General features: G+C 70.0%; 14 protein-coding genes. 7 read left to right on the top strand and 7 right to left on the bottom strand.

Annotation, left to right across the window (positions count from 1 at the left end):
• Nucleotides 1–153: 153 nt before the first annotated feature.
• The 7 genes from WAB15_RS32320 to WAB15_RS32290 all read right to left on the bottom strand — a co-directional run bounded on the left by WAB15_RS32320 (nt 154) and on the right by WAB15_RS32290 (nt 5,763).
• Nucleotides 154–1,539: an 8-oxoguanine deaminase gene (locus tag WAB15_RS32320; RefSeq protein ID WP_407288399.1), complete on the bottom strand. Its 1,386-nt coding sequence runs from the start codon at nt 1,537–1,539 to the stop codon at nt 154–156.
• An 84-nt stretch (nt 1,540–1,623) separates the two neighbouring features.
• Nucleotides 1,624–3,000: a nucleobase:cation symporter-2 family protein gene (locus tag WAB15_RS32315; protein WP_399148791.1), complete on the bottom strand. Its 1,377-nt coding sequence runs from the start codon at nt 2,998–3,000 to the stop codon at nt 1,624–1,626.
• Between the two features lie 83 nt (nt 3,001–3,083).
• Nucleotides 3,084–4,007 carry a factor-independent urate hydroxylase gene (gene pucL, locus WAB15_RS32310; RefSeq protein WP_399148790.1) on the bottom strand — a complete coding sequence of 308 codons (924 nt, stop codon included), beginning with the start codon at nt 4,005–4,007 and terminating at the stop codon, nt 3,084–3,086.
• A 7-nt stretch (nt 4,008–4,014) separates the two neighbouring features.
• Nucleotides 4,015–4,428, bottom strand: a complete 414-nt coding sequence (uraH, locus tag WAB15_RS32305) for a hydroxyisourate hydrolase (protein WP_399148789.1) — start codon at nt 4,426–4,428, stop codon at nt 4,015–4,017.
• Complete coding sequence (gene uraD / locus WAB15_RS32300) at nt 4,425–4,946, bottom strand: 2-oxo-4-hydroxy-4-carboxy-5-ureidoimidazoline decarboxylase (RefSeq protein WP_399148788.1); 522 nt, start codon at nt 4,944–4,946, stop codon at nt 4,425–4,427. Before uraD ends, uraH begins: the two co-directional genes overlap by 4 nt.
• Before the next feature lie 170 nt (nt 4,947–5,116).
• Complete coding sequence (locus tag WAB15_RS32295) at nt 5,117–5,497, bottom strand: helix-turn-helix domain-containing protein (protein ID WP_399148787.1); 381 nt, start codon at nt 5,495–5,497, stop codon at nt 5,117–5,119.
• Nucleotides 5,494–5,763 carry a hypothetical protein gene (locus WAB15_RS32290; RefSeq protein WP_407288398.1) on the bottom strand — a complete coding sequence of 90 codons (270 nt, stop codon included), beginning with the start codon at nt 5,761–5,763 and terminating at the stop codon, nt 5,494–5,496. Before WAB15_RS32290 ends, WAB15_RS32295 begins: the two co-directional genes overlap by 4 nt.
• 136 nt (nt 5,764–5,899) lie before the next feature.
• On the opposite strand from WAB15_RS32290, the gene WAB15_RS32285 reads away from it, so the two are divergent.
• The 7 genes from WAB15_RS32285 (at nt 5,900) to WAB15_RS32255 (ending at nt 12,802) form a co-directional block, all read left to right on the top strand.
• Nucleotides 5,900–6,751, top strand: coding sequence for a TIM barrel protein (locus WAB15_RS32285; protein WP_407288397.1), 852 nt, complete (start codon nt 5,900–5,902; stop codon nt 6,749–6,751).
• A 51-nt stretch (nt 6,752–6,802) separates the two neighbouring features.
• Nucleotides 6,803–7,699 (top strand): 2-hydroxy-3-oxopropionate reductase, encoded by an 897-nt coding sequence (locus WAB15_RS32280; RefSeq protein WP_407288396.1) that lies wholly within the window; start codon nt 6,803–6,805, stop codon nt 7,697–7,699.
• Between the two features lie 4 nt (nt 7,700–7,703).
• Nucleotides 7,704–8,780 (top strand): thiamine pyrophosphate-binding protein, encoded by a 1,077-nt coding sequence (locus WAB15_RS32275; protein ID WP_407288395.1) that lies wholly within the window; start codon nt 7,704–7,706, stop codon nt 8,778–8,780.
• Nucleotides 8,781–8,976: 196 nt separating this feature from the next.
• A complete protein-coding gene (locus WAB15_RS32270; RefSeq protein WP_399146401.1) occupies nt 8,977–10,434 on the top strand; it encodes a catalase in 1,458 nt (485 codons plus the stop codon).
• Between the two features lie 553 nt (nt 10,435–10,987).
• Entirely contained in the window at nt 10,988–11,737 is a 750-nt protein-coding gene (locus WAB15_RS32265; protein ID WP_407288394.1) for a hypothetical protein, read from the top strand.
• A gap of 118 nt (nt 11,738–11,855) precedes the next feature.
• The gene (locus tag WAB15_RS32260) at nt 11,856–12,380 is read left to right on the top strand and encodes a GNAT family N-acetyltransferase (protein ID WP_407288393.1); all 525 of its coding nucleotides are present in this window, start codon (nt 11,856–11,858) and stop codon (nt 12,378–12,380) included.
• A gap of 41 nt (nt 12,381–12,421) precedes the next feature.
• Nucleotides 12,422–12,802, top strand: a complete 381-nt coding sequence (locus WAB15_RS32255) for an MmcQ/YjbR family DNA-binding protein (protein WP_399146398.1) — start codon at nt 12,422–12,424, stop codon at nt 12,800–12,802.
• Nucleotides 12,803–12,816 lie beyond the last annotated feature (14 nt).

The raw sequence follows: 12,816 nt of genomic DNA, 5'->3' as shown, positions 1-12,816 counted from the left end.
GGGAGGGCCGGCGGCCCGGGGGTACAGGATCGATCCCGCACCCCCGGGGTCCGGCGCTTGTGGATCCCGCTCGGATCCACAAGCCCGGCCGGGAGCCGTCCCTCCCGGCCGAGTCTGTGAGCTGCGTCGGCCGCGTGTGCCGCGCCGCGGGGGTCAGCCCTCGGCGGCGATACGGGCCAGACGCTGCGCCTCGGCCCGCGTGGTGCGGGCGATGGCGTCCTCGTCGGCGTGCAGCAGACGGCCGTTCTCGACGACCGGCTTGCCGTTGACGAGGGAGAGCGTGACCGGAGCCGCGGCCCCGAAGACGAGGGCGGTCACCGGATCGGCGATGGAGGCGTGGGCGAGCGTGTCCAGCTTCCACAGCACCAGGTCGGCGAGCTTGCCCGGCTCCAGGGAGCCGATCTGGGTGGCACGGCCGAGGACCTGCGCACCACCGTAGGTCCCCAGGCGCAGTGCCTGGCGGGCGTTGAGCGCGGCTTCGCGGTGCGCACCGAGGCGGTTGATCAGCAGCGCGTTGCGCAGCTCGGTGTGGAGTTCGCCGGACTCGTTGGAGGCGGTGCCGTCGACGCCGAGGCCGACCGGGACGCCGGCGGCGAGCATGTCGGGGACCCGGGCGATGCCGGCGGCCAGTCGCGCGTTGGACGACGGGCAGTGCGCGACACCGGTCTTCGTCCGGGCGAAGGCCGCGATGTCGGAGTCGTTCATGTGGACGCAGTGCGCCATCCACACGTCCTCGCCCAGCCAGCCGGTGGACTCGAAGTAGTCGGTCGGGCCCATGCCGAACAGCTCGTGGCAGAACTTCTCCTCCTCGACCGTCTCCGAGCCGTGCGTGTGCATCCGCACGCCGAGCCGGCGGGCGAGCTCCGCGCCCTGCCGGAGCAGCTCGGTGGAGATGGAGAAGGGCGAGCAGGGGGCGACGGCGACCTGGGTCATCGCGTCGAAGGAGGCGTCGTGGTGCTTGTTGACGGTCTCCTCGGTGCCGGCCAGCGCGCCTTCGAGGGTCTCCACGGCGAAGTCCGGCGGCAGACCGCCGTCCTTCTCGCTGCGGTCCATGGAGCCGCGGGCCAGGGTGAAGCGGACGCCCATGTCGGAGGCGGCCTTGATGATGGCGCCCGACAGGTCGCCGGAGCCCTTGGGGTAGACGTAGTGGTGGTCCATCGCGGTGGTGACACCGCCGCGGGCCATCATCGCCAGCGAGCCCTGCGCGGCCGAGTGCACCATCTGCTCGTCGATGCGCGCCCAGGTCGGGTAGAGCGCCACCAGCCAGTTGAAGAGGTTGTGGTCGGTGGCCAGCCCGCGGGTGATCCACTGGTAGAAGTGGTGGTGGGTGTTGACCAGACCCGGAGTCACCAGGTGGCCGGTGGCATCGATGCGACGTACCACGTTCTCCAGGCCCTCGGGGGCCTTGCCGGCGCCGATCGACTCGATCTTGTTGTCGGCGACGACGAGGTATCCGGAGGCGTACTCGGTGTCCTGGGCGTCGACGGTCGCGATCGCACAGTTCTCGATGACGACGCGCTGGGCTGCCGATGGTGCCATCGTGCTTCCTCTTCTCTGTGGTGGCGATGGGGCTCCCCCTTGCTCGAACGAGTCTGGGAGCTCGGGGGCGGGCACGGCAGGACCCTAGGAGGATTTGAGTGCCGGAACCGTCGAATGGCTCCGGGTGCCGAGATGGTGGAAGAACAGATTGAGCAGGACCGCGGCCAGGGCACCGGCACTGATCCCGGAGCCGAGTACGGTCTGCGCCCAGGCGGGGAAGTCCGCGTAGAAGGTCGGCGCGGCAAGCGGGATGATGCCGGCGCCGAGCGACACGGCCACCAGGATGATGTTGGAGCTGTCGTCGAGCCCGGCCTCGGCGAGCGTACGGATACCGCTGACCGCGATCGAGCCGAACAGGACGATACCCGCACCGCCGAGGACCGGCATCGGCACCAGCGAGACCACGGCGCCCAGGACGGGGAAGGCACCGAGGACCAGGAGCGTGCCGCCGGCGAGTGCGACGACATAGCGGCTGCGTACCCTCGTCAGCGAGACCACTCCGACGTTCTGCGCGAAGGCGCTGGTCGGGAAGCCGCCGAAGACGGGGCCGAGCAGGGTGGCCAGGCCGTCGGTGCGCAGTCCGCGGGTGATGGTGGCACTGGTGGTGGGGCGGTCGCAGATCTCACCGAGGGCGAGCATGCCGGCCGACGACTCCGTCATCAGCACCAGCATCACCAGGCACAGCGAGAGGATCGCGGCCGGCTGGAACTCCGGCGCGCCGAAGGAGAACGGGGTGGGCAGCGCGGCGACCGGGGCCGAGCGCAGCCCGTCGAAGCTCGCCATCCCGAAGGGGATCGCGGCGACGGTGCCGACGACCAGGCCGATCAGCAGGGCGATCTGCTTGACGAAGCCCTGGGTGAAGCGCTGGACGAGCAGGATCACCACGAGGGTGAAGGCGGCGAGCGCCAGGTTCGGCATGGCGCCGAAGTCGGCGGCGTGCTCGTCGCCGCCCTGCGCCCAACCGACCGGCACGGGCATCAGGGTGACCCCGATGAGGGTGATGACGACGCCGGTGACCAGCGGCGGGAAGTAGCGCAGCAGTCTCCCGAAGAACGGACCGATCGCGAGGCAGAAGACTCCGGCGACCATGACCGCCCCGTAGATGGCGGGGAGTTGATGGCCCTTCGCGGTGGTCTCGGCGATGGCGAGCATCGGGGTGATTCCGGCGGAGCTGGCCGCGTTGACGAACGGCAGCCGGTTGCCGGCGAAGCGACGGATGCCGAGCGTCTGCAGGAGCGTGGCGAGCCCGGCGACGAGCAGGCCGGCGGCGATCAGCCGGGTGCGGCCCGCGGCGTCCAGGCCGACGGCCTGGCCGATGATGAGCGGAGGGGTGACGACACCGGCGTACATCGCGGCGATGTGCTGGAGCGCGGCAGGGACGAGCCGCTTGGCCGCCGGCTTTTCGTCCACCGGGTGGACCGGGGACGGAAGGTGGTGCGGGTCGTGCGATGGCTGTGCCATGGGTCGTTCCCCTCAGGATCCGCGCCCCCTCCCCGCTGTCGGGTGAGGAGGGGACGCGAGGCACGGCGTGGCGTCAAAGGCGCTCAGAGGTTCGTCAGATCCACCGGGATCCGGGCTTCGACACCGTCGCGCAGGACAGTGGCTTCGATCAGGCCGTACGGGCGGTCCGCCGCGTAGTAGACCTCGTTGTCGTTCTTCAGCCCGAACGGCTCCAGGTCCACCAGGAAGTGGTGCTTGTTCGGGAGGGAGAACCGCACTTCGTCGATCTCGGAGCGGTTGTTGATGATGCGCGAACCCATTTGGTACAGGGTCTGCTGGAGGGAGAGGCTGTAGGTCTCGGCGAAGGCCTGCAGCATGTGCTTCTTCACCTGCTCGTACGAACGCTCCCAGTTGGGCATCCGCTGCTCGTCGTCGGTCCAGTTGAACCGCCAGCGGGCGGATACCTGCGTGGCGAGGATGCGGTCGTAGGCCTCCTTCAGCGTCGTGTACTTGTCCTTGATGTAGCCCCAGAACTCCGAGTTGGTGGAGTTCATCACCACGAGGTCCTTCAGACCGGAGATGACCTGCCACTGCTCACCGTCGTAGACGATCTCGGTGAGCCGGGTCTCCTGGCCCTGGCGGACGAAGGAGTGCTTGACCTCTTCGGCGCCGATGAAGCGGGAGTTGGCGTCGGAGGTCTCGATCCGCTCCCAGGCGTACTCCTCGATCCGGATCCGCGCCCGCTTGATCGGCTCCTGGCTGGTCACGAAGTGCCGGGCCAGGTGGATGCCGAACTGCTCGGCCGACTCGATCCCGTACTCCTTGGCGAAGGCGTACACGGTGTTCTTGGTCGTGTCGGTGGGCAGGCAGTGGGCGTTGGAGCCGGAGAGGTGGACCTCCTCCAGGTCGCCGGAGAGGGCGACGGAGACGTTCAGGTCCTTGATGTGGTGGGTGTCGCCATCGCGAACGATCTTGACGACGCGGTTTTCCGCTTTGCCGTACTGGTTCTGGCCGAGAATCGTGGGCATGTCGGTGCTAGCTCCCTCGGTATACGGAGTAGCCGAACGGGTTGAGCAGCAGCGGTACGTGGTAGTGCTCGCCCGGCTTGACGGCAAAGGTGATTGCCACCTCCGGGAAGAAAGCTCCGCTGTCCCTTACGCGGGGGGCGTCCTGCTGTTCCTCGGCTTGCTGGTGTGTGCTGTGCTCTTCTGCGACGAAGTACTCCTCGACGGCGAAGTCGAGGCGTACGTGGGTGGTGCCCTCCGGCAGCGCCGGCAGATCCTTGCAGCGCCCGTCCGCGTCGGTCTTGGACGCGCCGTGGGCGGTCCAGGCACCGTCGCCGCCGGAGCGCACCGAGAGCGTGAGGGCGACGCCCTCCGCGGGGCGGCCCACGCTGGTGTCCAGGATGTGCGTGGACACCGACGTCGGTGCAGCCGTCTCGCTGCTCATGCTGCGTCTCCTTCCGCGTGCTCCGCGATGCGGGTCAGGCGAATCCGGTTGATCTTGCCGAGCTCCACGCGAACGATCTCTCGTTCCTGTTCCGGCGTGTTGTCGATCCGGTTACGGACCGCATCGCGCATCTGCTCTCCGGTACGGCCGGAGGCACAGATCAGGAAGACATGGCCGAACTTCTCCTGGTAGGCCAGGTTGAGTTCGAGCATCTCCGCCTTGAGCTCGTCGGAGGCGCCGGCCATCCCGCTCTGCTCGCGGTTCGAGGTCGGGTCCCCCGGCTTCGGCCGGCCGATGGGCGGGTGCCCGGCCATCGCCTCGGCCAGGTCCTGTGCGGTCAGCTCGGCCATGGCGGCGTCGCTGGCGGCGAACAGGGCGTCGGTGGTGGCGTAGGGGCGCTGGGCGAGAACCTTGTTCCCCCATGCCCGGCTGGCACACACCTCGTGCAGTGCGGCCCGTGCCGCACTGTCGTCGGCGGTGTTGAACCGGGTGAGCCCCGGGGTCTTGCTCGAAGACACGGGAAGCCTCCGTGGCCTGGTGCTGGACAGCTCTGGTTGGCTGGAAACAGCTAAGACCTCCGGCAACATCACGTCAACACTTTGTTGAAAAGTCGGTGACACAAAAGCCGCCGTCCAGGTGATGCGGGACGGCGGCTTCGGCAGTCGGGGGACTCTTCGTCCGGATCGCCTCAGTCGGCGCCCTTCGCGGCATTCTCCCTGTTCAGATAGTTGTAGACGGTGAAGCGGCTGACGCCGAGGGCACCCGCGACCGTCTCGACGCCGTGCCGGACCGAGAAGGCCCCGCGGGCCTCCAGAATCCGCACCACCGACTGCTTGGTCTTGCGGTCCAGCTCGGCCAGCGGCATACCGTGCCGGCGCTCCAGCTCGGCCAAGATGTGGTCGAGCGAATCCGACAGATGCGGGAGCCGTACGGCGACCCGCTCCTGCCCCTCCCAGGCCAGCACGACATCGTCGCCCTGGGCCAGGTCCGGCGCGACCATCTGTCCACCCATGGCGTCCACCAGCGGCTTGACCGCCTGGACGAACGGGTGGTCGGCAGGCTCGGTCACGTCGCGTCCCCCTCGCCCCGCGCGGCCTCCCCGATCACGTTGACCTGCAGGGAGACCCGGGTGGCGCCCGCCCGCAGGGTTTCGCGCAGCAGCGCGGACACCGCACCGAGCACCTGATCGGCGTCGCCCTCGGCCGTATTGCCGAACGGACCGACATCGACGGCGTCCAGCTCGGCGCCGGTGACGATGTCGCGCGCCACCACCGCATGCGCCGGCGCCTCATCCAGGTCGAACGGCTCCGTCGTGAACTCAACTCTCAATCGCACGCCGCTCAACCTACGCGCGGTTCGGCCCGGCCACCAGAAATTGCCCCGGGGCCCCCTTGACAGCCTCGGAACCCGCCAGGCAATGTTCCATTAAGCAGAAAAACAGTTCCACTATCCGGAAGGAGCGCCGGCCTTTATGGGTTTCACGGACACGCGCTTCAACGTCAATCTGTCGATCCTGTTCACCGAGCTTCCGTTGCTGGAGCGGCCGGCGGCCGCGCGGGCGGCGGGGTTCACGGCGGTGGAGCTGTGGTGGCCGTGGGTGGACGCCCCGGTACCGGAGCAGGCGGAGCTGGATGCGTTGCGGGTCGCGCTCGAGGACGCCGGGGTGCAGCTGGTGGGGCTGAACTTCTACGCCGGTCGGCTGCCGGGCCCCGACCGCGGCGCACTGTCGGTGCCGGGTGAGGAGTCGGAGCGTTTCCGCGCCAATGTGCCGGTCGCGATCGCCTTCGCCACCTCGCTGGGCTGCACCACCTTCAACGCCCTGTACGGCAACCGCGTCGAGGGTGTGGACCCCGCGGAGCAGGACGAGCTGGCGCTGGCCAATCTCGCCTTCGCCGCGCGGGCGGTGGGCGAGGTCGACGGGACGCTGCTGATCGAGGCGCTCAACGCGCCCGAGTCGCCCCGGTGCCCGATCGTCTCGGCGCCCAGGGCCATCGAGGTGATCGACGCGGTCAACGCGGCGACCGGGCTGGACAACGCCCGGTTCCTGATGGACCTGTACCACCTGTCGATGAACGGCGAGGACCTCGACGAGGTCATCGACCGCTACACCGCCAAGACCGCGCATGTGCAGATCGCCGACAACCCCGGCCGCGGCGCCCCCGGCACCGGCGAACTCGACTTCGACGGCCTCATCGACCGCCTGAGGAAGGCCGGCTACGACGGCTTCATCGGCCTGGAGTACAAGCCCGGCGAGGGCCCCAGCGCCGGCGCCTTCGAATGGCTCCCCGCCCCCCTGCGCGCCGCCACCCCCACCACCTCCTGACCTATCAGCCGACCTGCCGGCTGACGCACCTGCTTGAAAGAGGCATTTCCAATGAGCAATCTCCCCAAGATCGCATGGGTCGGGCTGGGCATCATGGGCTCGCCCATGGCCGAGAACCTGATCAAGGCCGGCTACACCGTCACCGGCTACACCCTCGAAGCCGACAAGCTCCAGCGCCTCGCCAAGAACGGCGGCACCGCGGCCGGCTCCATCGCCGAAGCGGTCAAGGACGCCGACATCGTCATCACGATGGTCCCGGCCTCCCCGCAGGTCGAGGCCATCGCCTACGGCCCCGACGGCATCTTGGACAACGCCAAGCGCGGCGCCCTGCTGATCGACATGTCCTCGATCACCCCCCAGACCTCCATCGACCTGGCCAAGGCCGCCGCCGACAAGGGCATCCGCGTCCTGGACGCCCCCGTCTCCGGCGGCGAGGCCGGCGCCATCGAAGCCGTCCTGTCGATCATGGTCGGCGGCCAACAGGACGACTTCGACACCGCCCGCCCCGTCCTCGAAGCCCTCGGCAAGACCATCGTGCTCTGCGGCCCCCACGGCTCCGGCCAGACCGTCAAGGCCGCCAACCAGCTCATCGTCGCCATCAACATCCAAGCCTGCGCCGAAGCCGTGGTCTTCCTGGAGAAGTCCGGCGTCGACCTCGCCGCCGCCCTCGACGTCCTGGGCGGCGGCCTGGCCGGCTCCACCGTCCTGGCCCGCAAGACCGACAACTTCAAAAACCGCGACTTCAAGCCCGGCTTCCGCATCGACCTGCACCACAAGGACATGGGCATCGTCACCGACGCCGCCCGCACCGTCGGCGCGGCCCTCCCCGTCGGCACCGTCGTCGCCTCCCTCGTCGCCTCCCTGCGCGCCCAAGGAGACGGCGGCCTGGACCACTCCGCCCTCCTGCGCGGCGTCGAACGCCTCTCCGGACACACCACCGAAAGCTGAGTCCATGGCGGCGCAGCGGATCCCCGCCATACGGGCGGCAGTCCAGATCATGAAGGACGAGGGCGTCGACATCGCCTTCGGCTGCCCCGGCGCCGCCCTCCACCCGCTGTACGCGGCGATGGAGGAGGTCGGCGGTATCGGGCATCTGCCGGTGCGCCGCGAAGAGGCGGCCGCACACATGGCGTACGGCTGGACCCGTACCAACGAGCGGGCAGGCGTCGCCGCGGTGCCCGCGGGCCCGGGGGCGGCACGGCTGGTCACCGGCCTGTACGCGGCCCAGCAGGACGCCGTCCCCCTGGTCTGCATCACCGGCCGGGCGGAGACCGGCCCGCTGCGCCACACGGCCTTCCGGCCGCCGGATCTGATCCGGCTGGCCGGTCCGGTCACCAAGCGCGCCGAACGGATCGTGGATCCCGAGCGGATTCCGGGGGCCTTTCGCGAGGCCTTCCGCATCGCACGGGAGGGCCGCCCCGGACCGGTCCTGATCGATGTCCCGGCCGATCTGGCCGCGGCGGAGATCACGTATGACGCCGAGCGAGGCGTCGGGACCGGCCCGCGGCCCTCTGGGGCCGGATCCGTAAGCGGTACGGCGCCGCGACCGCCCGCCCCGGCGGACCTCGGCGGCCTCGACGGCCTGCGTGCCCCGGTGTCCGGGGCCCTGGCGGAGATCGCCGGACTCTTCGGACCGGACCCGTATGTCATCAGCGGCTCGGCGGGCGGCTACGCCCGCAGCGGCCCTCCCGGCTGGGAGGTGCCCGCCGCGATCGGCGTCCGCAAGGCGCTGGACTCCCGGGGCGAGCCGGATGCCGAGGTCGTGGCGGTCATCGACGGCCAGGCCCTGCCGTACATGGCCGAGGAACTGGCGGCCGCGGTGCGGCACGAGGTGCCGTTCGTACTGATCATGCTCACCCCACTCGACCACGAGGCCGACTTCACCGACCACGTGAAGCTCGCCGAGGCGTACGGCTGTGCGGGCCGCGACGTCCTCGATCCGGCGGAGCTCCGCTCGGCGGCCGAGTGGGCCCGCAAGGAAGCCGTCTCCACGCGGCGGCCGGTCCTCATCGAGGTCCGGGCCGCGTAGGGCTCTTCCCACCCGCTTCCGGGCGGTGGCCGCGCCGACACCTGTCCTGTCGCGCCCAGGCACGGCCGCCGTCCGGAATACCCACCCGCACACCCACCCCAGGTTTGTTTCAACAAACTGTTGACGTTTGGTCGGGGCTGTTCTTACGCTCCGACATGCGGAAGCCAACTTCCGCGCTCTCGTACGGAAGGTCACCATGTCGAAGCCCACGCTGACGACCGAGTCCGGCGCCCCGGTCGCCGACAACCAGAACTCCTCCACCGCCGGCGTCGGCGGCCCGATCATCCTCCAGGACCAGCACCTGCTGGAGAAGCTCGCGCGCTTCAACCGCGAGCGCATCCCGGAGCGTGTCGTGCACGCCCGTGGCTCCGGCGCGTACGGCTACTTCGAGGTGACCGACGACGTCACCGGCTTCACCCGGGCCGACTTCCTGAGCACCGTCGGCAAGCGGACCGAGACGTTCATCCGCTTCTCGACCGTCGCCGACAACCTCGGCGGCCCGGACGCGGCCCGCGACCCGCGCGGCTTCGCCCTGAAGTTCTACACCGAAGAGGGCAACTACGACCTCGTCGGCAACAACACCCCGGTGTTCTTCATCAAGGACCCGATCAAGTTCCCCGACTTCATCCACTCGCAGAAGCGCGACCCCTTCACGGGCAAGCAGGAGGCGGACAACGTCTGGGACTTCTGGGCGCACGCCCCCGAGGCCACCCACCAGATCACCTGGCTCATGGGCGACCGCGGCATCCCGGCGTCCTACCGCCACATGAACGGCTACGGCTCGCACACCTACCAGTGGACGAACGCCAAGGGCGAGGCCTTCTTCGTCAAGTACCACTTCAAGACGAACCAGGGCATCCGCAGCCTGAGCAGCGAGCAGGGCGCCGAGCTGGCGGGCAAGGACCCCAACAGCCACCAGACCGACCTGCTGCAGTCCATCGAGCGGGGCGTGTACCCCTCCTGGACCCTGTACGTGCAGATCATGCCGGCGGCCGAGGCGGCGAACTACCGCTTCAACCCGTTCGACCTGACGAAGGTGTGGCCGCACGCCGACTACCCGCTGCAGCGGGTCGGCCGCCTGGTCCTGGACCGCAACCCCGACAACGTCTTCGCCGAGGTGGAGCAGTCGGCGTTCTCGCCGAACAACTTCGTGCCCGGCATCGGCCCGTCCCCGGACAAGATGCTCCAGGGCCGGCTGTTCGCCTACGCCGACGCGCACCGCTACCGCCTGGGCGTCAACCACACCCAGCTGCCGGTGAACGCCCCCAAGGCGACTCAGGCCAACAACTACGGCCGGGACGGCCTCATGGCGGCCAACGGCTACGACCGGCACGCCAAGAACTACGAGCCGAACTCCTACAGCGGCCCGGTCCAGACGAACGAGGCGCTCTCCGCCCCGCTCGCCGTCACCGGCTACACCGGCACCCACGAGGCTCCGGCGCACACCAAGGACGACGACTTCTTCCAGGCCGGTGAGCTCTACCGCCTGATGTCACAGGACGAGAAGAAGCGCCTGGTGGACAACATCGCCGGCGGTCTCTCCCAGGTCAGCCGGGACGACGTGATCGAGAAGAACCTCGCGCACTTCCACGCCGCCGACCAGGACTACGGCAAGCGCGTCGAGGCCAAGGTCCGCGAGCTGCGCGAGGACTGATCCGCGCGCGGAAAAAGCTGCGCCAGGGCTGACGGGAGGTCAGTTCCCTTGCGCATCCGTGCCGGCCGGCCCGTTGAGGGGTGGTCGGCCGGCACGGAGAGGTAGCGCGGGCTCCGCGGTATGGGGAGATCCCAGTGCGGTGGCAGTGCTCGCCCAATAGGGAGGGCGAGCCATCTCCCCCACCGCGGAGCCCGCCTCCTCCCCCACAGACTCCGTCCGGCGGTGCGATGTCCTGTCGCGCCCAACCCTCGCGCTGTCGGACGGGAACCACTGCACAGGGCCTGGAATCCGTACGGTCACGGATTCCGGGCCCTGTGCGTCGTCGGGCCGGTGCGTCGTCGGGGACGCGGCCCGGCCCCCGGCGCGTCCGGGGTACCGGATGCCGGCGGCGTGCGCCTGCCATACGCCCCGCGTGCGCCCTGGCTCCCCTCACCTTTCTCTCTGCGACCTGGCGCTGTCAGCGGAATTCGTCCCCCGGCGGCCGACTTTGGAGAGACGATGGGTCCGCAGCAGAATCGACCCGTCTGCCGTCCCAACCCGCCAGGAGCCGACCATGGCCGACAGCGTGCCGGTGCGGTGCCCCACGTGCCGCCGCGAGAACGCCTTCACCCCGCCCACCTTCCCGTGTGCCTGCGGTGCGCCGTTGACCGTGCCCGTACTGCGCGGCGGGGTGCCCGTCGAGATACTCCACCGCACCTGGCAGTCCTCCTGGGTCGAGGTGCGCTGCGAGGTCTGCGGCCGGCAGGACGAGTGGCCGGCGCCGGAGTCCGGCTGTGCCTGCGGGACGGTCGTACGGGTCCCGGTGGTCCCGGCTCCGGCGCCGCCCCCGCCGAACTTCCCCTCGCCCGGCAGGACCGTGCCCCAGTCCGCAGCGCCGTGGGCCACCGACACCGACACCCCGCGCGCCGTCCTGCGGCCCGCCTTCCGCCCGGTCACGATCCGGACGGCCCGCGACTGCGTCACCGCCGCCGAGCAGTATCTGAAGTGGCTGGGCTACGCCGATGTCGCCCGGACCCAGGAGCGCACCGCCTCCGGCGTGGATCTGCGCGGTACCGGCGTCGTCGCCCAGGTCGACCCCTCGACCCGCTCCACCAAGCTCCGCGAGATCGAGTGCGTCTGGCTCAACGGCCTCAACGACTCGGCCATCGCGGTCTTCTTCTCCCTCGCCGGCTACGCACGCGACGCCCGGGCCCGCGCCGACGATCTGCACATCCCGCTGTTCGTCATGGACCTCACCGGCACTCCGCAGCCGGTCAACGACCCGGCCGACGAACTGATCAAGTACGGCGCGGCAGGTCGGTGAGGGCCGCCCACTGTCCCGCGTCGCACCGCCGCCGGTCCACGGAGCCCCGTTGCGCCCTCGCCGGGCCGGGCCGGGAAATCCGGTCGCCGCGCCGGGTGGAACCGGCGACACTGGCCCGGTGATCATCGACATACCGGCCCCCGCCGAGCTGCCCGTGCTGCGCGCCGTCGAACGGGCCGCCGGGGAGGCGTTCCGGGAACTGGGCATGGCATCCGTCGCGGACGACGAGCCACCCCCGTTGGCCCAGTTGGCCGAGTACCAGCGCGCCGGGCGGGTGCTGGCCGCATACGACGGCGGTCTGCCCGTCGCCTATCTGCTGTGGGAGCCGGTCGACGGCGCCACGCATATCGAGCAGGTCTCGGTGCATCCGGACCATGCCCGCCGCGGCATCGGCCGCCGGCTCATCGACCGGGCGGAGCGGGCCGGTGGTCCGTTCGCGCTGACGCTGACCACGTTCACCGAGGTGCCGTGGAACGCGCCGTACTACGAGCGGATCGGCTTCCGAAGGATGGCCGACGCCGAACTCACGCCCGGTCTGCGGGCCATTCGCTCCCAGGAGGCGGCACTCGGCCTGGATCGCTGGCCACGGGTGTGCATGCGGCGCACGGCCGTCCGGCCGGTGCGGGAGCCAGGGGCAATATGACGGGCAGTCAGGTCACCGGACGGGCCGCCTATATTGGCGGGATGATCAACGCGAGAGCGCTCCGTGCCGCCTGTCTGGACTTCAACGGCGCGACCGAGGAGTTCCCCTTCCCACGGCATCCGGACGTGTCGACCTTCAAGGTCGGCGGCAAGATCTTCGCGCTCTCCACACTGACGGATCTGCCGCTGACCGTGAGCCTCAAGTGCGAGCCCGAGTTGGCCGAACGGCTGCGCGCGGCGCACTCGGAGGTGGTGCCGGGCTATCACCTCAACAAGCGGCACTGGAACACGGTGTCCCTGGAGGGCTCCCTCACCGACCGGTTGGTCCTCGACATGATCGAGGATTCCTACGACCTCGTGGTGGCCTCGCTCCCCCGCGCCCAGCGGCTGCTGCTGGACTGGCCGGGCGAGCGGCAGCGCTGAGCGACGGGCCGGGG

Origin of the sequence: Streptomyces sirii (assembly GCF_045690365.1) — a bacterium.
Classification (GTDB): Bacteria; Actinomycetota; Actinomycetes; order Streptomycetales; family Streptomycetaceae; genus Streptomyces; species Streptomyces sirii.
This window is presented reverse-complemented; position numbering and strand designations above follow the sequence as displayed.